We start from the raw sequence: 19622 nt of genomic DNA on the forward strand, positions 1-19622 counted from the left end.
CAAGTGGTTGCATCATCACAACTCACGGGGCGACCCGGGCTGCACCCAGGTTGGCGGCCCGATGCCGTCGTTTGGCCACGAAACGGACCAGCTCCAATAGCCAGTCGCCGTCGGTGCGCACGATCAGGTGGTCGGCTCCGGCGTTGCGGATGGTCAGGCCGATCTCCCGGCGTTGTTCCTGGGCTGCCTCGGCGAAGCGGGCACGCACCGCCTTGGTGACGTGCACCTCGCGGGTGCGTCCACTTTCCGGGTCGACCAGCTCGACGTAGCCGAGCGGCGGGAGGTCGAGCTCACGCGGGTCGATCACCTCGGCGGCGACCACTTGGTGGCGCAGCCCGAGGGCGGCCAGCGGTTGGCGCCACTGCTCGGACGGATCGAGAAAGTCGGAGATCACGGCGGCCAGACCTCGGCGACGTGCCACCCGGCCGAGCCGCTCGAGGGTTTCGCCCAGCCCGATCTGCCCGCGGGCGGCGCGAGGCGCCGACTGGATGCGCCCCAGGATGGCCTGGAGGTGGCGACGGCCCTGCTTGGCCGGGATGACCGACAGCTCGGATCCCAGGTTCAACACCGCACCGATCCGGTTGCCCGAGCGTGCGGTGAGGAAGCCGATCCCGGCGGCGGTGGCCAGCGCCAGGTCCCGCTTTTCCCAGGTGTGGGTGCCAAAGTCGAGGCTGGGGGAGAGGTCGACGCACAGCCACGCTTCCAGCTCGCGGTCGGCGACCGCCTCGCGGATGTGGGGCGTCTGCATGCGGGCGGTGACGTTCCAGTCGATGCGTCGGGTGTCGTCCCCGGGCGCATAGATGCGGGTCTCGCCCGGCTCGGAGCCGTGCCCGGGAACCAATCCGCGGTACTCACCGTGGAGGATGCCATCGAGACGTCGGTTGACGTTGAGCTCCAGTCGCCGCAGCACCTCCTGGGTGCCGGCGGCCGGCGAGTGGCCAGGCGCTGCCCGGTCGGGGCCGGTCGCTGACGGACGTTGGGAACTCCGGGCCATGGCGCCGCTCAGGCCGGCCAGGCGACGGCGTCGGTGGTCGTGCCGTGGTAGGCGTCGCCGTGGCCGTTGGACTGCGATGGCGCCACCCGGGGGGCGGGCACCGTGGTGAGAATGCGGGTGACGACCGCCTCGGTGTCGATGTCCTGGGCCAGCGCCTCGTAGGTCAGCACCAACCGGTGACGCAGGATCTCCGGCGCCACGTCGAACACGTCCTGGGGAAGCACGTAGGACCGGCCTCGCAGCAGCGCCAATGAACGGCTGGCCTTGACCAGGGCCAGGCTGGCCCGGGGGCTGGCCCCGAACTCGACCAGCGGGCGCAGGTCGCCCAGGCCGAAGTTCTCCGGTGCCCGCGTGGCGAGCACCAGGTTGACGGCGTACTCGACCACGCTGCGGTCGATGTAGAGGTCGCGGGCGGCCGCCTGCAGCTCCAGCACCGCGTCGGGCGAGATCACCTGGCTGGCCTTGGGAGGCGTGCGACCCATGCGCTCGACGATCGCCACCTCCTCGCCGGGGGAGGGGTAGCCCAGGACCACCTTCATCATGAACCGGTCCCGCTGGGCCTCGGGCAGGGGGTACACGCCCTCGGACTCGATCGGGTTCTGGGTGGCGAGCACGAGGAACGGGTCGGGCAGCGTGTGCGTCTTGCCGCCGAGGCTCACCTGGTGCTCGGCCATCACTTCGAGCAGGGCCGACTGCACCTTGGCCGGCGCCCGGTTGATCTCGTCGGCGAGCAGGAAGTTGGCGAACACCGGCCCGAGCTCGACGTCGAAGGTCTCCGAGCTCGCCCGGTAGATCCGCGTGCCGGTGATGTCGGAGGGCAACAGGTCGGGTGTGAACTGAATGCGCGAGAACGTGCCCCCGACCGCTTTGGCAAGCGTCTCGGCCGACATGGTCTTCGCCAGGCCCGGCACCGACTCGAGCAGGCAGTGGCCACCGGAGATCAAACACACCAGCAGGCGCTCGATCGCCCGGTCCTGGCCGACGATGACCTTTTTGATCTCGAACAGCACACGTTCGAGGGTCTCCGCCTGGGCGGTGGCCTGGCCGGTCCCCTTCGGTGCAGCGGCCGGGGTGCCGGTGGGGGTCGACCGCTCCGGCGCGTCGAAGCGTGGCGGCTCGGTGAAGCTGGGAGGCTCGGTGAAACTGGGCGGCTCGGGGGAGATCGAACCGACCAGCGGTGGGCCCGAGGGGGCCGTCCAGTCGTTGGGGGTGTGTTGGTCCACCGGTGCTCCTGATCGCTTGGCGGTTCTGACGAGGGTGTGGCGCAGCTCAAGCGTACGGGGCCCGCAGCGCTTCGACGTGCAGGTCGTAGCCGTGCTGGGCCGGTTCTCAGACGGGCCTCCGCTGCGGCGCGAGCGACCGGCGCAACCGGCGGGAAGCTGTCAAGGCGGCGGCGGTAGTGTCGGGCCGTGGATCTCCTCGAATGGATACTGCTCGTCGTCTTCCTCGTGGCCGTCGCCGCTGCGGTGGCGTTTGCCTTCGTCGGGCCCAAAGCGAGGGACGCGACACCCGAGATCGGCACCCCCGAGGAGGAACGGCCGCCTGGCGACACGCTGGTTGCAGCTCCTCCAGAAGACAGGGCGCCTCCGGAGGATCTGGCTCCGCCCGAGGCGGAGGCTCCACCCGAGGTCACGGCCCCTCCGGAACCCGTCCGGCCGTCGTTTCGCGACCGTTTGGGTCGGGCACGGTCGGCGTTCACCGGCTATGTGGGCTCGATCCTGTCCCGGTCCACCATCGACGACGAGACCTGGGACGAACTCGAGGAGGCGTTGATCCGCGCCGATGTGGGTGTTGGTCCCACCCAGGAGCTGTTGGACTCGGTGCGCGCAACGGTCAAGGAGCGGGAGATCACCGAGCCCATCCAACTGATCGAGGCGGTCAAGGACGAGATGAAGGCGCGGCTCGCCACGCCGGTCGGGCTCGCACGAGCGGACGAGCCGCCCAGCATCTGGCTGTTCGTCGGGGTGAACGGCGTCGGCAAGACGACGACGATCGGCAAGGTGGGACGCCGCCTGATCGACGATGACACCTCGGTCCTGATGGCCGCCGGCGACACGTTCCGCGCTGCGGCCGCCGAGCAGTTGGGCATGTGGGCCGACCGCTGCGGCGCCGAACTGGTGCGGGGAGCCGAGGGCGCCGACCCGTCGTCGGTGATCTTCGACGGCGTGGCCAAGGCCGCCGCCCAGAACATCGATGTCGTGCTGGCCGACACCGCCGGCCGCCTGCACACCAAGTCCAACCTGATGGACGAGCTGTCCAAGGTGCGGCGGGTGGCCGACAAGGGCGAGGGCTCGGTGGTCGAGGTGTTGTTGGTGCTCGACGCCACCACCGGACAGAACGGGCTTAACCAGGCCCGCATGTTCACCGAGGCCGTCGAGGTGACCGGCGTGGTGCTGACCAAGCTCGACGGCTCGGCCAAGGGTGGCATCGTGTTCGCCATCGCCTCCGACCTGGGCATCCCGGTGAAGCTGGTCGGGTTGGGCGAGGGTGCCGACGACCTGATCGATTTCGACGCCGACGCCTTCGTCGATGCCCTTTTCGAGGCCTGACGCCCAAGGCGCGGGCCAGGCGGTCTTCCTGCACGCCCATCCCGATGACGAGGCGATCTTCACCGGCGGCACCATGGTGGCCCTCGCCCAGGCCGGTATCGGGGTCACGCTGGTGTTCGCCACCGCCGGCGAGCTGGGTGGCGACGACCCCCAACTGGCATCGATCCGGCGGACGGAGGCCGAATGGGCCGCCGGGGCGCTCGGCGTCACCGACGTCCGCTGGTTGGGCTTTGCCGACAGCGGCATGGCGTCCGGGGGCAGTGACCGGCCGTCTCATGAATCCTCGGCGGTCGGCTCCGGCCCCGAGGGGTTCGCCCACCAGAACGTGGCCGCTGCGGCCCAGCGGCTGGGCGAGGTGCTCGTCGAAGTCGAGGCGACCTGCGTCGTCGGCTACGACGAAACCGGTATCTACGGTCACCCCGACCACGTGGCGGTGTGCCGGGTGGCCCACGCGGCGGCCACGCTGGTCGGCTGCTCCACCGTGTACGAGGCGACGGTCGACCGGGAGTACCTCCACTTCGTCGAGAGTCACTTGGTCGAGGAGGCCCACCGCAGCTCTGACTTGGGCCTGGTGACCGCAGCGTTGGGCACGCCGAGCGTCGAGATCGACCTCACCGTCGACGTGTCGGCCCACCTGGCGCTGAAGCGGGCGGCGATGGCTGCGCACTCCAGTCAGGTGCCAGCGCACTCCTCGGCCATGCGTCTGGCAAGGGCACAGTTCGGCGATGTGTACGGGCTGGAGTGGTACCGGCGTCGGGGCCCCAGGTCGGTGCTCGACGCGCTGCCGACCGCCCGCTCGGGCTGGTAGGCGCCGCTTCGGATCGGAGATGGCCTGGGACGGCTCGCAGCGGCTCAAGCCAGCCGGTCCACCGCATCGATCACCGCTCCGTCGTCTACCGACCGCAGTGATCAGCATCCTCGAACGTCTCCTTGGAAGGGACGTAGCCAAGGTTGCGACCGACTTCTATCGTGGGGTTCCGAAGTGGGTTGTCGTTTGGAGGGAAGAAGTGAGCCAACTCCGTGTTCCCCCGGCACTGCTGGTTGCGGGTCTGGCGACCGGCCAGCATCTCATCGCTCGCCACCGTGCGGTGAGGCCGGCTTCCGCTGTGGTAGCAGCGGTTGTCTCGTTGGCTTCCGGATGGCTTCTCGCAGGGAGCGTTCAGGAGTTCCGTCGACAGCGCACGAGCGTCAATCCTGTTGATGTTGCTGGGGCCAGGTCGCTCGTGATCCGGGGCCCGAACAGGTTGACGAGGAATCCGATGTACGTCGGAATGGCCGGCCTGCTGATTGCGAATGCGATCCTGCGGCGATCTGCCGTCGCGGTGCTGCCTGCGGCTGCGTTTGTCTTGGCGATCGACCGCTCCCAGATCCGCGTCGAGGAGGATGCCTTGGCTGCGGAGTTCGGGGATGAGTTCGAGCGCTACTGCAGGTCGGTGCCCCGCTGGTTGGACCGACGCTCGGTTACGTGGTCGACCCCATCGACGAACACCTCCCGACGACCTGTCCAGTACGTCCAGTCGGGTCGGACGACGTGATCCTCTCTCTCGAGTTGAAGCTTCCAGGTCTTGTGTTCGGAGCGTCACTTCGCCCACCCCACGCCCCGATTTCGGACGCTGCGGCACCACCTGCATTCCCACAACCGTCATGCCGCCGTGGCTCGTCACCGTCGCACCCCCATTAGGATCGTCCCCCCATGTTCGAATCACTGACCGACCGTTTTGAAGGCATCTTCACCAAGCTGCGCGGCAAGGGGAAGCTCTCCGAGGCCGACGTCGACGAGGTGCTGCGAGAAATCCGCCTGGCGCTGCTGGAAGCCGACGTCAACCTGTCCGTCGTCAAGACGTTGCAGGGCCGCATCCGCGAGCGGGCGGTGGGCGAGGAGCTGTCCGGGGCGCTCAACCCCGCTCAGCAGGTCGTCAAGATCGTCAACGAGGAGCTGACCGCCACGCTCGGCGGTGAAGCGATCCGCATCAGCTTCGCCTCCAAGCCGCCGACCGTCGTGCTGATGGCCGGCCTTCAGGGCTCGGGCAAGACGACCAACTCGGCCAAGTTGGCCCGCTGGTTCAAGGCCCAGGGTCGCAACCCGATGCTGGTCGGTGCCGACCTGCAGCGGCCCGCCGCCGTCGCCCAGCTGCGGACGCTGGCCGCCCAGGTGGACGTGCCGGTGTACTCCGCCCCCGACGATGTGGTCGCCTCGGGCGTCGGCGACCCGGTCGCAGTCGCCGCCGGCGCGCTGGCCGAGGCCCGCCGCACCGGCCGCGACGTGATGATCGTCGACACCGCCGGTCGGCTGGCCATCGACGCCGAGCTGATGGGCCAGGTTCGCCGGATTTCCGACGAGGTCAGCCCGGACTACACGTTCCTCGTCGTCGACGCCATGACCGGTCAGGATGCCGTCGGCGTCGCCGAGTCGTTCCACCAGACCCTCGAGCTGGACGGCGTCATCCTCACCAAGCTGGACGGCGACGCGCGCGGCGGCGCCGCCCTGTCGGTGAAGGAGGTGGTCGGCCGGCCGATCGCCTTTGCGTCGACCGGCGAAAAGCTCGACGACTTCGAGTTGTTCCACCCCGACCGCCTGGCCGGACGCATCCTCGGCATGGGCGACATGCTCACCCTGATCGAGAAGGCCGAGGCGGTCTACGAGACCGAAGAGGCCGAGGTCGCCGCCGAGCGGATGATGGCCGGCACCTTCACGCTGGACGACTTCCTCGACCAGCTGGCGGCGATCAAGAAGATGGGCCCGCTGCAAAACCTGGTCGGGATGATGCCCGGCATGCCCAAGGAGATCCGCGATGTCGAGCTGGAGGACTCGCACCTGGCCCGCGTCGAGGCGATCATCCACTCGATGAACCGGGCGGAGCGCAACGAACCCGACATCGTCGACGGGTCGCGCCGGGCCCGCATCGCCAAGGGGTCGGGAACCTCGCCCGGCGAGGTCAGCCAGCTGCTCAGCCAGTTCGGCGAGATGCGCAAGATGATGCAGTCGATGGGTGACGGGTTCTCCAAACAGAAGGCCCGCAAGATGAAGAAGAACAAGAAGAAGGTGCGCAAGAAGGGTGGTGGCCGCACGACGCCCAAGGGTTCCAACGCTCCCAAGATCCCCGCAGGCGCGTTTCAGCTGCCCCAGCTCGACGAGCGCGGCAATCCGGTTGGCGGCGGACTGCCGGAGGGTTTCCCCGGGCTCGGCTGAGATCACCTCGGGCGTCCACCGCCCGTCGATCGCCGCTGAATTGGCCCCGGTCGGGAGGCTGAGTTGTTCCGGCATCGACCAGCGGCAAGAATGGACGGTCGCTCCGCGTCAACAACGGTGCCCCCGCAAGAACCGTGACACCGCAAGAACTGTTACACCCTTCTCAACAACGTCAACGTCAGGAAGTTCAACCGTGGCCGTACGCCTCCGCCTCACCCGGGTGGGCAAGAAGAAGCAGCCGACCTACCGCATCGTCGCTGCTGATCGACGCTCCCCCCGCGATGGCCGATTCATCGAGATCATCGGCACCTACAACCCGCGGGCGGAGCCTTCGGCGATCAAGGTCGACAACACCGCCGCTCTCAAGTGGCTCAAGAACGGTGCCCAGCCCTCCGAGCGAGTGAAGAAGCTGCTCGAGTTGAGCGGCGCCTGGGCCGCCCACACCACCGGGGCCGACGCGCCCGAGATGTTTGAGGTGCCCGAACCGACCGCAGCGCCGGAGCCGACCTCCGAGCCGGTCAGCGCCGTGGCCGACGGGAGCGACGCGTGAGCGACCTCACCCGCGCCTCCGAGGTGGCCGAATACCTCGCCAAGTCGCTGGCCGACGAGCCCGACGCAGTGTCGGTTGCGGTCAACACCGATGGGGACACCCCACAGATCGACGTCACGGTCGCCCAAGGCGACCTCGGCCGGGTGATCGGCAAGCGCGGTCGCGTGGCCAACGCCTTCCGCACCGTCGTTCGCGCCGCCGCTCACCTGGATGATTCCCAGGTGGACGTGGAGTTCGACTCCTGACCGACGCCGCAGCCCCCGCCCCAAGTGGGGACCGTCTGGAGGTGGGCCGCCTGCTCAAGCCGCACGGCTTGGCCGGCGAGATGGTCGTCCAGTTATTGAGCGACCGCACCGAGCGCGTGGCCAAGGGCTCGGTGCTGTACCACGAGGGTGGCGCGCTGACCGTGCGGTCGTCACGCCCGCACCAGGACCGTTATCTGGTGCGCTTCGATGAGGTGTCCAGCCGCGAGCAGTGCGATGCCCTGCGCGGACGGACGCTGACTGCGCCGCCCCTCGACGACGCCGACGGCTACTGGGTGCACGAGCTGGTCGGGGCGACGGTCGTGACCGCTGACGGCGTCGAGCGAGGTGTGGTCGAATCGGTGCAGGCCAACCCGGCCAACGACCTGCTGGTGCTCGACGGCGGCGCCCTGGTTCCGGTGACGTTCATCGTCGACGGGCCCGCCGACGGTCGCGTCACCGTTGAGGTGCCCGATGGGCTCTTCGAGCTCTACGCCTGACACCGGTATCGGGACCGGCACACGGCCGGCGACGTCCGACGCCGACCCGGCACTCGACCCGCTGGGCCTCGACGTGGCCGTGTTCACGATCTTTCCGCAGCTCGTCGACAGCTTTGCCGCCGAGTCGTTACTCGGGCGCGCTCAGCGGCGGGGGCTGATACGCGTGGCCACCCACGACCTGCGCGACTACACCGACGATGTTCATCGCAGCGTCGACGATGCTCCATTTGGCGGGGGAGCGGGCATGGTGATGACCCCCGAGCCGATCTTCGCGGCCGTCGAGGCGACGGCGCCCCCCCGGCCGCTGTTGATGCTCGGCCCGGCGGGCAGACCCTTCGATCAGTCGATGGCCGCCGAGCTGGCCGAGGGCGGCGGGTTCTCGCTGCTGTGCGGGCGTTACGAGGCGATCGACGCCCGGGTGCGCAACCACCTGGTCGATGGCGAGGTGTCGCTGGGCGACTTCGTGCTCGCCGGCGGCGAGGTGGCGGCGCTGGCGATCATCGAGGCGACCGCCCGGCTGGTGCCCGGCGTGATGGGCAATGCCACGTCGGCGTTGGAGGAGTCTCACTCCGACGGGCTGCTGGAGTACCCCCACTACACCCGGCCGGCGGAGTTTCGCGGCTGGGAGGTGCCGGAGGTGTTGCGCTCCGGCGATCACGCCCGGGTCGCCCGCTGGCGCCGTGCGCAGTCTCTGGCCCGCACCCTGGCCGACCGCCCCGACCTGATCGACGCCAGAGGGGGTCTCACCGGCGCCGACCGGTCGTTGCTCGCCGAATTCGAGTTCGAGTTCGAGTTCGAGCCCGGTGACCCGGCCGAGTAGGGGTCACTCGGCCGAGACTGCCTGGATCGGTCTACGAGCCGCGTTGCGGCCGAGGGCCTGGGCCTTCCTCGGTGCCGGTCACCTTGTAGTCCTTGTCCAGCGTGACGGTCAGGTGCTTGCCGTCGGCGTCGGTGACGTGGGCCTCGAAAGCGCCGGCTTCGGCGTCGGTCTCCATCCGCTCGATCGTCGCACCGGGCAGCTTGGCCTCGACGGCCGCGGTTACCTTCTCGGCCTGGTCACCGCTCAGCTCCTCCTCGGTCATCCCGTTATCCGGGTGTGGCGGTCGTCCCGGGTGCCCACCCGGTCCGCTGCAGCCCTCCGGCCGGCTGCCAGCCTCGCCGGCCTGATGCCCGCCTGCCTCGCCAGCCTTGTCCTCGCCTGCCTTGTCGTCGCTGGTTTTGGTCTCGGAGGCCTTCGTCGAGGTCTCGCCGGGTTGGGCGGCCGTGGTCGTAGCGGTCGCAGCGGTGGTGTCCTGAGCTCCGGCGATGCCGGTCATCGTCCAGGCTCCGGCGGCGCCGGAGAGCACCAGCGCTCCGGCGGCGGCCACGCCGGCCAGTCGTTTTTGCAGCTTGTTCATGAGTTTTGTCCTCTCGTCGTGCCTCGCTCGTTGCGGGGCTGAACAGATCATCGGAGACCCACATGAGCGCCAGCCCCACCGCAGGCTGGGAGTTTCTGCAGAGCTCGCGGGCCCCGGGCGGCTGGGTCAGCGTGATGCGGGCCCTCATCCCCGGCGTGGCCGGCATGAGCGCCATGGGTTACCGGAACTTCCTGGTCTGGAATGTGCTCGGCGCCCTGACTTGGGCGCCCACCATGGTCATCGCCGGCTACCTGGCGGGAAACAGCTACCGGGTGATCGAGAAGTGGCTGGGGCGGGCGGGCATGCTGATCGCTGTGGCGGTCGTCGTCGGCCTCGTCGTCTGGCGATCGATCTCGAGCCGCCGGCAGCGTGGTGCGGGTGCCGACGAGACCCCGTCTCAGTCCATGATCGCCCGAGATCGCAGCAGCGGCCATGAACGCAACGGTCCTCCCCCGGCCACCGGAACGTCGCCATGATGCACGCCGGGTGAGCGGCGACCGGTCGATGCTCCCCTCAGCGCTGAGGCTTCGGCTCGGCCACGCGTCGATCGTCGTGACGAACCCGCTCTCGGACAACGGCGATGACGGCGGGCAACACCGAGATGGCCACGATGGCCAGCAGACTGAGCTCGAGGTGATCGCGGACGATCGCCAGGTTGCCAAACCGATAGCCGAGGAATGTGACCCCGGCGCCCCACATCGTGGCGCCTACAACGTTGTAGCGAACGAACGACCGGTATCCCATGTCGCCGACGCCGGCCACCATGGGACACAGCGTTCGCACGATCGGCACGAACCGAGCGAGGACGATGGCCTTCGGCCCGTGCCGGTCGAAGAAGCGAATGGTGCGGTCTCGGTGCTCGGCTTTGAGTAGCCGTCGATCGGGACGGTCGAACAAGGCCGGGCCTGCACGGCGGCCGAGCAGGTATCCGGTCTGGTCTCCGGCGATGGCGGCGACGACCACCACGATGAGCAGCACCCAGATGTTGGGGCGGAACGTCAGCTGCGGCAGTGCACCCGCCGCCGCTGCTCCGGCGGTGAACAGCAGCGAATCGCCGGGGAGAAAGAACCCGATGAGCAGCCCGGTCTCGGCGAAGATGATCGCAGCGATGCCGATCAGCCCGAAGGCGTCAACCAGGTGGCTGGGGGACAGGTTCATGTCGTGTTGGTCCTCGTTCTTGGAAGCGGCGTCCCCGAGTTTGAGCAGCGCCAAAGTTCGGCGGTCCCGAGTTTGAGCACTACGGCGTTGTAGTGGACATCGAGGGCGCTCCTGATCACCAGACACGCCGTCGTCGGTCCGACCTCGATCAGAAATGCTACCGGGATTCCGGCGCCGTCGTCGTGCGCCTTGCGGCCAAAGCAACGACCGACCGGGCGAGGCCCGGCCGGTCGTTCCTGCGCCGGGAGGCTCAGTCGGCCTGCTGGCTGAGCACCTTTCCGTTGGTGGCGTCGACGATCACGTCGGTTTCGGTGCCGTCCTTGGCGGTCACCTCAACCTCGTAGACCACCTTGCCGTCGACCTCGTCCAGGTCGGCTTCATCGACGGTGCCGGGCACTTTGTCGGTGGCGGCCTTCGACGCTGCCTTGGCGTCGATTTTGGCGGCCTTCTCAAGCTTGGCCTGCTCGGCCTTGTCATCGGCGTCGTCGCCCTTGTCGTCGGACTTGTCGTCGGTCTCCTGGGCAAGGATCTTGCCGTTGCCGGCGTCGACGATCACGTCGGTTTCGGTGCCGTCCTTGGCGGTCACTTCAACCTCGTAGACCACGTTGCCGCCTTCCTCGTCAAGGTCGATCTCATCGACGGTGCCGGGCACTTTGTCGGTGGCGGCCTTCGATGCTGCCTTGGCGTCGATCTTGGCAACCTTCTCCAGCTTGGCCTGCTCGGCCCTGTCAGCCTTGGCTTCATCGGCATCGCTGCCTTCTGGGCCTTCCTTGGTGACCGGGACGGTCACCGAGCTGGTGTAGTCGGGCTTCTCATCGGCCTCGTCGTGCTCCGTTGCCTTCGAATCCGTTGACTCGGTGTCGGTCTTGTTGCCCGGCGCTTCGATGGTGGTCGGGGGCTTCTCCTGAGTGGTGGCCGCCGACGCCAGGGTGACGCCTCCGGCGGTGAGGCCCAGCCCGAAGAGGGACGAGTAGATCACTTTCTTGACCTTGCTGGTGGTTGCCATTGCGGCTCCTTTGTGGGTGTTGGAGGGTTCCGAGGACGCCACTCTGCACAGGGCCTCCTGTGGCCACGCTGAAGCGATGGCGGAATGCCACCAGGTCTTCAGCCCACCTTCAGGTTGTCTAGGTCCAGACCTTGCCGATCCGCCGTGAGTCGCGGCGATCCGGTTCGACGTAACACGTCAACGTGGCGGGAACCGCGGCGACAACACCTGCTTCGATCTCGTCGATCACCCGAATCAGGCCGTCGAAGTCGACCGGTTCGCTGAAGGCAACCTTGACGCACACCAGCAGGTCGTCTGGGCCGATGTGCTCGGTCCGGAGGTTGAGAATGCTCGCCACTCCGTCCACGGAGCTGACCGCCGAACGGATGCGTTCCAGGTCCAGGGCGGTGGCGGGTTCGCCGATGAGGAGGCTGTGCATCTCGATCGTCAGCCGGGTTGCGATGCCGCACAGCAACATGCCGATTGCAATGGTCGCCGCTGCGTCGAACACGCCGTTGTCCGTGAGGGCGCTGGCACCGATGCCGGATGCGGCCAGGGCCAGGCCGATCAGGGCACCCGTGTCCTCGTACACCACCACCGCCACCTCTGGATCCCGAGACTCCCGCAGCCCTTGCCACAAACCCGCGCCCGGGCGAATCGAGCGCCGAGCGGCTCGCACCCCGACACGTAGCGACGAGGCTTCGAAGAGTGCTGCTACACCGATGAGCGTCAGCGCAACCGCTGCATGGTCGACGCCATGTGACGGGTCGCCCAACTTGCGGACACCCTCGATGATCGACACGACGCCGCCCAAACCGAACAGGATCAGCCCGACGACGAACGCCCAGAAGTAGCGCTCCCGGCCGCGGCCGAACGGGCGCTCCTGCGTCGGCGCAGCCCGAGCCCGACGCGCGCCCAGCAACAACAGGCCCTGGTTTCCGGAGTCGGCCAGGGAATGCAGGCACTCGGCCAACAGGGCTACCGACCCGGTCAGTAGAAACCCGAGCAGCTTGGAGACACCGACGGCCACGTTTGCTGCGAGGGCGACCAGCACTGCACGCCGGTGCCCCTTTGGTTCGTCACTCACCGCCGGTTCGCCGGCCCTTACCCGGCCAGCTTCTCCTTCAGGTGGTCGACGGTGGCCTCGGGAATGGGCTCGCGGATCACGTTGGTGGGGTGGTGACTCTCGAATGCCCGAGACATCTGGTCGACGTCGCCTGTGACGCCGATGAGGAGGAGCGCAGAGGAGCCGTTGGTGAGTTGGCCCTTCACACGGTCGACGAGGGTGTCGTCCAGGCCGGCTTGCTTCATCAGCTCGCCGACGCCCGCACCGACCGCTGCGCCACCGACGGCTCCGAGGAGAAACCAGGCTGGCGGGAACCACCACAGCGCCAGCATGCCGACGAGCGCCCCCGCCCACGCTCCGCCGCTGAGCGACCCGTGGGGGGTGTGCAACGAGATGTGGCCGTGCTGGTGCTTCTCGACGACGGCAACGTCGTCGATCCACGCGTAGTCGAGTTCCTCCAACGCTCGGACCGCACCCAAGGCGGACTGGGCCCCGTGGACCGAATCGAAGTTCAACATGATGAGATCTGCCATGAGATGCTCCATTTCCTTGGTGCGGCCCTCGGGCCGCAGATGTTGTTTCGACCATGACCCAGCGGGACGACACCGAGGTCCGGAGAATCTCCGCCTGCCCACGCTCAACAACGGAGGCGCCAGAGTCATCGTAACCAGGGCATGAAATCGGGAGTCGCCAGTCCCGTCACGAAGTGACGTTCTCGGGTGAAACGGCGTGCGATGATGATTTTTGTGGATATGACGGCGCCCACGATCGATACCGCCGCGACGATGACGGCAGACGAAGTGCTTTTGGCCGTTGACTCGTGTCGCGGGGGGCTCGACCGCTCCGAGGTGGATCGGCGTGTCGCGGTGTTTGGCCCGAATGCGATCCGTTCCCACCACGCGAGCGCGCTGTCGGTGCTTGGCCGGCAGCTCAACAGTCCGTTGCTGTGGCTGTTGTTTGCAGCCGCTGCGATCTCTGCATTCGTCGGCGAGGGCCTCGATGCGATGATCATTGCGGTGATTCTGGCAGCGTCGGTGGCTCTGGGATTTGTCAACGAGTTCCGCGCTGAGCGAGCTGCGCAGGCGCTGCATTCCGGTATCCGGCACGTGGTGACCGCTGTTCGCGATGGTGTTCCCGTCAGCGTCGAAGTGACCCACCTGGTTCCCGGCGACGTGATCCATCTGGAGATGGGGTCGGTCGTTCCGGCGGACGTGCGGTTGTTGTCGACGGTCGAGTTGGAGTGCGACGAGTCGATCCTGACCGGCGAACCCGAACCAGCGGTCAAGTCGGTCGAACCGGCGGTCACCGGCGCGCCGCTTGCGGAGCTGGCCTCGTGTGCGTTCATGGGGACCGTTGTGCGCAGCGGGTCGGCCGAGGCGGTCGTCGTTTCAACCGGTCGGTCCACCCGGTTCGGGGAGATTGCCGCCGGGTTGGGTGAGCAGCAGCCCCGCACGGACTTCCAGCGTGGACTCGGGAGGTTCTCCGCCCTGTTGGCCAAGGTCGGCGGCGTCCTCAGCGTCGCGATCCTGGCCGGCAACGTCGCTCTCGGTCGCCCCTTGATCGATGCCGTGCTCTTCTCGCTCGCCATCGCAGTCGGCATCACCCCGCAGCTGCTCCCAGCGGTGGTCTCGATGAGCCTCGCCACCGGCTCGCGACGCCTGGCAGAGCGCAAAGTTCTGGTGAAGCGCCTCGTGTGCATCGAAGACCTGGGTGACATGGACGTGTTGTTCACCGACAAGACCGGCACGCTGACCGACGGTCACATCAGCTTCGACCGAGCAATGGACGCAACGGGCGAGCCAAACGACGACGTGCTCGCCCTGGGACTCGTGTGCAACGAGGCCACGGTGACCGAGGGAGAGGCGGTCGGTGGGAACTCGCTCGACGTCGCATTGTGGGAGACACCGGCGGCGGAGTTGGTGTCGATCGACGACTTCCGGCGGAGAGCTGTGGCTCCGTTCGATCACGATCGTCGCTGCGTGTCGGTGCTGGTGGACCACGGCGAAAAGCGGTTGATCATCACCAAGGGCGCGCCCGAAGCGGTACTTCAACGGTGCGCCTCGGTCGACGACACCGCCCGCGACGTGCTCGATATCCAGTTCTCCGCCGGGTTGCGAGTCGTCGCCGTGGCCACCCGACCAGCAGCCGGAGCGAGCGAGGTGCACGCATCGGATGAACACGACCTGGAGCTTCGGGGATTCCTCGTCTTCTTCGATCTCCCGAAGGAATCGGCCGCTGCGTCGATCGCCCGGCTCGCCGAACTGGGGATCGGGCTGAAGGTCGTCACGGGCGACAACCCACGGGTTGCCGCCACGATGTGCACCTCGATCGGCATCGAGGTGCACAACACCCTGACCGGCCCCGAACTCGACGCCCTCGACGACGACCAGTTGCAGGCCGCCGTTGGCGACACGACGGTGTTCGCTCGGGTCAGCCCCGCTCAGAAGGCCCGGGTGGTGGAGGCACAACGCAGCGCTGGGTCGGCCGTTGCGTTCCTCGGTGACGGGGTCAACGACGCCCTGGCGATTCATCACGCCGACGTTGGCATCTCGGTGGACTCGGCCACCGACGTGGCGAAGGATGCTGCGGACATCATCTTGTTGGAACGCGACCTCGGTGTCGTGGCCGACGGGGTCGAGGAGGGGCGGCGCATCTTTGCCAACACCATCAAGTACGTGCTGATGGGAACCTCTTCGAACTTCGGCAACATGTTCAGCGTCACCGTCGCAGCTGCGTTCCTACCGTTCCTGCCGATGCTCCCGTTCCAGATCCTGTTGAACAACCTCTTGTACGACACGAGCCAGCTGGCCATCCCGACCGATCACGTGGACGCCGAACAACTCACCCGCCCATCACACTGGGACATCGCGTTCATCCGTCGGTTCATGTTTCGGTTCGGCCCGATCAGCTCCCTGTACGACTTCGCAACGTTCGCGGTGATGCTGTGGGTCTTCCACGCAGCGGCGCCGCTGTTCCGCGCCGGGTGGTTCGTCGAGTCGCTCGCCACGCAGTGCCTCATCGTGTTCGTGATCCGCACCCGCCGCATACCCTTCTTTCGTTCCCGACCCTCACGTCCGTTGTTGATCTCGGTATTGGCCGTCGTCGCCATCGGGATCGCCATCCCTGAGAGTCCGCTCGGCTCACCTCTCGGCTTTTCGTCGCTGCCGCTCGGCTTCTTCGCCGTGCTGGTCGGGTTCGTCATCGCTTACCTGGCGAGCATCGAGGTTGCGAAGTACTTCTTCTACCGGGCGCACGAAACCAGGGCCGATCGGCCTCTCCGGCGCGGACGGGCCCATCGTGTGCACCGTCGTGCCGCTCGGTTCAGTCACGGCGGAACCCTCGGAAGCACCTAGTGTCGACGGCGGGTTGGCGCGCACACCGGAGGGGTGGATCGCTCCCACAACCGGCCACGCGGACGTACTGTGGCCGGAATGGGGCGAAGAGGCGGATTTCGGCGGTGTGCGGCAGTCGCATTGATGGGCGCCGGTCTGGCCGCCTGTGGTAATCCGAACCAGGGTGACTCGGTTGCGATCATCGGCGACTCCATCACCGACTTCGACCAGACCGATCTGCATGAGCAACTCGGCTCGGACTACCACCTGGTGATCTCCGGCAATTTCGGGTTCACGACCGCAGAGGTCGACCCGGAAGCCAAGTTCGTCGGGTCGAAACCCCACGACCAGGTGATCTTCAACATCGGCACCAACGATGTGCTTCAGGACTACAAGGTCGAGAGCTCAATGGCCGACCTCAAGCGGGAGATCGGTTATTACCCCTCCGCCCGCTGCATCTTTCTCGTCAACATCAACGAGCACATGATCGATCACCAGACCAACCAGGCCACCACCGACGATGCCAAGCGTTTCAACGCCGCGTTCGATGAACTGGCGGCCTCCGACCCTCGGATTTCGGTGATCGACTGGAACTCGGTGGCGGCGGCGTCGCTCAACGACAAGGTGCCGCCGTACAGCACCCTGACCGAGGACTCGGTGCACCCAACCGACGCCGGAAACCGCAAGCTGAACGATTTGTACGCCAAAGCGTTGGAGGAGTGTTGAAACCCATCGAGACACAGCAGCCAGTGCCGGAGGCCCATACGGTTCAACTGCGACGGCCGGCGGCGGTTGCGGACGGCGCGGCGGCCCGCGCGGGGGGCGGGCCGCCGGGCGGGCGGCGCCCCGGGGCGCGGGGCGCCGCCGGGGGGGGGGGGGCGGGGGGGGCGGGGGGGGGCGGGGGCGGGGGGGGGCGGGGGCGCCGGCGGGGGGGGGGCGGGGCCGGGGCGGGGGGGGGGGCGGGGCGGGACGGCAACTGGGACATCGGCACCGAGGACGTGCTGGCGATGCCGTATTCGTGGGGGTCCACGGCGATGACCAGCTACGACGACTCGGCGGCCATGATCCAGTGGGACCGGGTACCGAAGGGTGAGTGCGAGGTTCGTCGAAGCAGCGCAGTGCTGGTCGACGGCGGCCAGTGCATTGGCCACGTGGCCGGGTTCGTCGCCGACGGCGATCACCTGACCGGCGTCGTGGTCGAGCGAGGGCATCTGGGTCTTGCGCACCACACGTTGGTTCCCATGGGCAGCGTGGCCCGGGTGTCCAACGACCACGTGGCCTTGGACATGGATGCAGCAACCTTCAAGGCGCTGCCGAAAGCCGCCGGCCTGGAAGGCCCGTTGGGCGATCACTCACGCACCCTTCGTCAGCATCTGGACGGCCTGCTCCACCACCGGAGGGTCGACGACTGACAGTGCCGCCAGGACCGGCTGCTGTTCTTCAGCTCAACCTCAGATAGACCGGTCACACTCCAGGGTCACATGCTTCAATTGACGACGACGAACCCGGGCAGGCCATGAGAATTCTGGTGGTGGACGACGAACCTCGGCTGGCCGCCGCGGTCAAACGCGGCTTGGAGGCCGAAGGCTTTGCCGTGGACGTTGCGGCCACCGGCGACGAGGGGCTCTGGATGGCAACCGAAGTGGCCTACGACGCCATCGTGTTGGACATCATGTTGCCGGGTATCAGCGGTTACACCGTGTGCGCCCGTCTTCGCGAGGCCGGTGTGTGGACTCCGATCCTGATGCTGACGGCCAAGAACGGTGAGTACGACGAGGCCGAAGCGCTCGACACCGGTGCGGACGGCTACCTGTCGAAGCCATTTTCGTTTGTCGTCCTCGTCGCCCACATCCGGGCGTTGCTGAGGCGAGGCGCCACCGAGCGCCCTGCCAAGCTCAGCGTCGGCGACCTGGTGCTCGACCCGGCGGCCCGCTCGTGTATCCGTGGCGATATGGCGATCGACCTGACCGCCAAGGAGTTCTCGGTGCTCGAGTTTCTCATGAGGTCCAAGGGCGACGTCGTGACCAAGTCTCAGATCGTCGAGCACGTCTGGGATGCGGCCTATGACGGCGACCTCAACGTGGTCGAGGTGCACGTCAGTGCGCTGCGTCGCAAGATCGATGCGCCCTTCGGCACCGACACGATCCGCACCGTACGAGGCGCCGGATACCAGATGGTTGCGCCGTGAGGCGGGCGCCGAGGCGGGGCTCGGTGCGCACCCAGACCACGCTGGTGGCCGCCGGGGTGGTCGCCTTGGTGCTCGTCATCTCGGCGGTTGGTCTCACCGGCCTGGTTCGCCATCGCCTCGTCGATGCCGAGCGGGTGGCCGCCCGGGTGCGGGCCGACGACGTGGTCGCCCTCGCCCGAACCGGCAGGCTCCCCAACCCACTGGCCTATCCGGGCGAGGAATCGGGCGCCACCCAGGTCCTCGATTCGAAGGGGACGGTGATCGACGCCACCGGCAACCTCGAGGACGAACCCGCCCTCAGTGAGCTTCGTCCCGACGTTGGCGACCACGAGTCCGAGATCCTCACCGACGTCCCGCTGGAGGACGACGATCGGTACGTGATCGTGGCGACCACCGCCGAGGTGTCGGGCGACAACCTCACCGTGCTGGCCGCTGCATCGCTCGAGTCGGCCGACGACACGGTGGAGACGCTGTGGCGCACCTTCCTGTGGGGGATTCCGCTGCTGACCCTGCTGGTCGCCGGCACCACCAGGTTGTTGGTGGGGCGGGCGCTGCGCCCGGTGGGTGCGATCACCGACGAGGTGGCCGACATCACCCAGGCCGACCTGCACCGCCGGGTGCCCCAACCGGCCAGCACCGACGAGATTGCGCGGCTTGCCTCCACCATGAACGACATGCTGGCACGGCTGGAGTCGTCGTCGACCCGCCAGCAGCGCTTCGTCGCCGACGCCTCCCACGAGATGCGAAGCCCCCTGGCATCCTCCCGGGCAGTGCTGGAGGTGGCCGCCCTGCACCCGGGATCCGTCGACGACCTGGTGGCCGCCATCGGCGACTCGCTGATCGATCACCAACGGCTCGAGACCCTGGTATCCGACCTGCTGATGCTTGCCCGTCTGGACGGATCCCAGACCGCCATCCGGCGGGTGGCGACCGACGTGGAGGCGCTGACGCGGACGGTGATCGAGCGTCGGATCGAGCCCGCCGTTGAGTTCGCCGGCGTCGGTCCTGCGATCGTCCTGGCCGACGGGCCCCAGCTGGATCGGGTGCTGACCAACCTGCTCGACAATGCAGCCCGCCACCGCCGATCGCGGACGGCGGTGGCGGTGACCGCCGCCAGCTCGACCGTCGACATCACGGTGGACGATGACGGGCCGGGCATTGCCGAGGCCGACCGCCAACGGGTGTTCGAACCGTTCACGCGCCTCGACGCGGCCCGAACCGCCGATCAGGGCACCGGGTTGGGCCTGGCCATCGTCGCCGAAATCGTGGGCGACCTGGGCGGTCGGGTGCGCGTGGACGACAGCCCGCTGGGAGGCGCACGTCTGGTCGTGTCCCTTCCGTCCGCATAGCGCCTGGTTGAGACTGGGTTCGGGACTGGACGATTCAGCGGCAGGATCCATACGGCGACCTGGCGGCGCCATCTCGGGTCGACATCAAGGCCATCCTCGTCCTCGCTGCAGAGATCCACGAG

Annotated in this window: 21 protein-coding genes; 14 read left to right on the top strand and 7 right to left on the bottom strand. The window is 67.8% G+C overall.

The genetic code is table 11. From position 1 onward, the window contains the following. Positions 1-22 precede the first annotated feature (22 nt). Positions 23-994, bottom strand: a complete 972-nt coding sequence (locus IPN02_05505) for a DUF58 domain-containing protein (GenBank protein ID MBK9296314.1) — start codon at positions 992-994, stop codon at positions 23-25. 8 nt (positions 995-1002) lie between these two features. Further along, complete coding sequence (locus IPN02_05510; GenBank protein ID MBK9296315.1) at positions 1003-2157, bottom strand: MoxR family ATPase; 1155 nt, start codon at positions 2155-2157, stop codon at positions 1003-1005. A 246-nt stretch (positions 2158-2403) separates the two neighbouring features. On the opposite strand from IPN02_05510, the gene ftsY reads away from it, so the two are divergent. The 8 genes from ftsY (at position 2404) to trmD (ending at position 8845) form a co-directional block, all read left to right on the top strand. After that, entirely contained in the window at positions 2404-3543 is a 1140-nt protein-coding gene (gene ftsY / locus IPN02_05515; GenBank protein ID MBK9296316.1) for a signal recognition particle-docking protein FtsY, read from the top strand. Beyond that, on the top strand, positions 3524-4351 hold the full coding sequence (locus tag IPN02_05520) for a PIG-L family deacetylase (GenBank protein MBK9296317.1): 828 nt from the start codon (positions 3524-3526) through the stop codon (positions 4349-4351). Before ftsY ends, IPN02_05520 begins: the two co-directional genes overlap by 20 nt. Positions 4352-4370: 19 nt before the next feature. After that, positions 4371-5078, top strand: a complete 708-nt coding sequence (locus IPN02_05525; GenBank protein ID MBK9296318.1) for an isoprenylcysteine carboxylmethyltransferase family protein — start codon at positions 4371-4373, stop codon at positions 5076-5078. 158 nt (positions 5079-5236) lie between these two features. Beyond that, complete coding sequence (gene ffh, locus IPN02_05530; GenBank protein ID MBK9296319.1) at positions 5237-6733, top strand: signal recognition particle protein; 1497 nt, start codon at positions 5237-5239, stop codon at positions 6731-6733. Between the two features lie 193 nt (positions 6734-6926). Continuing rightward, positions 6927-7283, top strand: a complete 357-nt coding sequence (rpsP, locus tag IPN02_05535) for a 30S ribosomal protein S16 (GenBank protein MBK9296320.1) — start codon at positions 6927-6929, stop codon at positions 7281-7283. Then, on the top strand, positions 7280-7528 hold the full coding sequence (locus IPN02_05540) for a KH domain-containing protein (GenBank protein MBK9296321.1): 249 nt from the start codon (positions 7280-7282) through the stop codon (positions 7526-7528). The genes rpsP and IPN02_05540 overlap by 4 nt, the downstream gene beginning before the upstream one ends. Before the next feature lie 41 nt (positions 7529-7569). Beyond that, complete coding sequence (gene rimM / locus IPN02_05545) at positions 7570-8025, top strand: 16S rRNA processing protein RimM (protein MBK9296322.1); 456 nt, start codon at positions 7570-7572, stop codon at positions 8023-8025. After that, complete coding sequence (trmD, locus tag IPN02_05550; protein ID MBK9296323.1) at positions 8000-8845, top strand: tRNA (guanosine(37)-N1)-methyltransferase TrmD; 846 nt, start codon at positions 8000-8002, stop codon at positions 8843-8845. The genes rimM and trmD overlap by 26 nt, the downstream gene beginning before the upstream one ends. A 31-nt stretch (positions 8846-8876) precedes the next feature. Here the strand turns inward: trmD and IPN02_05555 are convergent, their stop codons facing one another. Next, the gene (locus IPN02_05555) at positions 8877-9422 is read right to left on the bottom strand and encodes a hypothetical protein (protein MBK9296324.1); all 546 of its coding nucleotides are present in this window, start codon (positions 9420-9422) and stop codon (positions 8877-8879) included. Positions 9423-9484: 62 nt separating this feature from the next. On the opposite strand from IPN02_05555, the gene IPN02_05560 reads away from it, so the two are divergent. After that, positions 9485-9898, top strand: coding sequence for a hypothetical protein (locus IPN02_05560; GenBank protein ID MBK9296325.1), 414 nt, complete (start codon positions 9485-9487; stop codon positions 9896-9898). Between the two features lie 37 nt (positions 9899-9935). Here IPN02_05560 and IPN02_05565 read toward each other — a convergent pair whose 3' ends face one another. From IPN02_05565 to IPN02_05580, 4 genes are all read right to left on the bottom strand, one after another. Beyond that, entirely contained in the window at positions 9936-10580 is a 645-nt protein-coding gene (locus IPN02_05565; GenBank protein MBK9296326.1) for a VTT domain-containing protein, read from the bottom strand. Between the two features lie 250 nt (positions 10581-10830). Beyond that, complete coding sequence (locus IPN02_05570) at positions 10831-11586, bottom strand: PepSY domain-containing protein (GenBank protein MBK9296327.1); 756 nt, start codon at positions 11584-11586, stop codon at positions 10831-10833. A 118-nt stretch (positions 11587-11704) separates the two neighbouring features. After that, on the bottom strand, positions 11705-12652 hold the full coding sequence (locus IPN02_05575) for a cation diffusion facilitator family transporter (protein ID MBK9296328.1): 948 nt from the start codon (positions 12650-12652) through the stop codon (positions 11705-11707). A gap of 17 nt (positions 12653-12669) precedes the next feature. Further along, complete coding sequence (locus IPN02_05580) at positions 12670-13164, bottom strand: DUF1269 domain-containing protein (protein ID MBK9296329.1); 495 nt, start codon at positions 13162-13164, stop codon at positions 12670-12672. Positions 13165-13365: 201 nt separating this feature from the next. Between IPN02_05580 and mgtA the strand changes: the two genes are divergently transcribed. The 5 genes from mgtA to IPN02_05605 all read left to right on the top strand — a co-directional run bounded on the left by mgtA (position 13366) and on the right by IPN02_05605 (position 19500). Continuing rightward, positions 13366-15984, top strand: a complete 2619-nt coding sequence (gene mgtA, locus IPN02_05585) for a magnesium-translocating P-type ATPase (protein MBK9296330.1) — start codon at positions 13366-13368, stop codon at positions 15982-15984. A gap of 123 nt (positions 15985-16107) precedes the next feature. Then, entirely contained in the window at positions 16108-16689 is a 582-nt protein-coding gene (locus IPN02_05590) for an SGNH/GDSL hydrolase family protein (GenBank protein MBK9296331.1), read from the top strand. A 308-nt stretch (positions 16690-16997) separates the two neighbouring features. Continuing rightward, positions 16998-17375: a hypothetical protein gene (locus IPN02_05595; protein ID MBK9296332.1), complete on the top strand. Its 378-nt coding sequence runs from the start codon at positions 16998-17000 to the stop codon at positions 17373-17375. Between the two features lie 104 nt (positions 17376-17479). Continuing rightward, positions 17480-18151 (top strand): response regulator transcription factor, encoded by a 672-nt coding sequence (locus tag IPN02_05600; protein MBK9296333.1) that lies wholly within the window; start codon positions 17480-17482, stop codon positions 18149-18151. Further along, a complete protein-coding gene (locus IPN02_05605; protein MBK9296334.1) occupies positions 18148-19500 on the top strand; it encodes a HAMP domain-containing protein in 1353 nt (450 codons plus the stop codon). The genes IPN02_05600 and IPN02_05605 overlap by 4 nt, the downstream gene beginning before the upstream one ends. The last annotated feature ends 122 nt before the right edge of the window (positions 19501-19622 follow it).

The sequence above is a fragment of the Candidatus Microthrix subdominans genome (assembly GCA_016719385.1).
Classification (GTDB): domain Bacteria; phylum Actinomycetota; class Acidimicrobiia; order Acidimicrobiales; family Microtrichaceae; genus Microthrix; species Microthrix subdominans.

Bases quoted from the DNA above. Each gene is read 5' to 3' on its own strand.
- IPN02_05555 (MBK9296324.1), bottom strand. From the start codon at position 9,422: ATGAACAAGCTGCAAAAACGACTGGCCGGCGTGGCCGCCGCCGGAGCG.
- IPN02_05525 (MBK9296318.1), top strand. From the start codon at position 4,371: ATGGCCTGGGACGGCTCGCAGCGGCTCAAGCCAGCCGGTCCACCGCAT.
- IPN02_05565 (MBK9296326.1), bottom strand. From the start codon at position 10,580: ATGAACCTGTCCCCCAGCCACCTGGTTGACGCCTTCGGGCTGATCGGC.
- IPN02_05505 (MBK9296314.1), bottom strand. From the start codon at position 994: ATGGCCCGGAGTTCCCAACGTCCGTCAGCGACCGGCCCCGACCGGGCA.
- IPN02_05600 (MBK9296333.1), top strand. From the start codon at position 17,480: ATGAGAATTCTGGTGGTGGACGACGAACCTCGGCTGGCCGCCGCGGTC.
- IPN02_05570 (MBK9296327.1), bottom strand. From the start codon at position 11,586: ATGGCAACCACCAGCAAGGTCAAGAAAGTGATCTACTCGTCCCTCTTC.
- IPN02_05595 (MBK9296332.1), top strand. From the start codon at position 16,998: ATGACCAGCTACGACGACTCGGCGGCCATGATCCAGTGGGACCGGGTA.
- trmD (MBK9296323.1), top strand. From the start codon at position 8,000: ATGGGCTCTTCGAGCTCTACGCCTGACACCGGTATCGGGACCGGCACA.
- IPN02_05590 (MBK9296331.1), top strand. From the start codon at position 16,108: ATGGGCGCCGGTCTGGCCGCCTGTGGTAATCCGAACCAGGGTGACTCG.
- IPN02_05560 (MBK9296325.1), top strand. From the start codon at position 9,485: ATGAGCGCCAGCCCCACCGCAGGCTGGGAGTTTCTGCAGAGCTCGCGG.
- ffh (MBK9296319.1), top strand. From the start codon at position 5,237: ATGTTCGAATCACTGACCGACCGTTTTGAAGGCATCTTCACCAAGCTG.
- IPN02_05580 (MBK9296329.1), bottom strand. From the start codon at position 13,164: ATGGCAGATCTCATCATGTTGAACTTCGATTCGGTCCACGGGGCCCAG.
- mgtA (MBK9296330.1), top strand. From the start codon at position 13,366: ATGATGATTTTTGTGGATATGACGGCGCCCACGATCGATACCGCCGCG.
- IPN02_05520 (MBK9296317.1), top strand. From the start codon at position 3,524: ATGCCCTTTTCGAGGCCTGACGCCCAAGGCGCGGGCCAGGCGGTCTTC.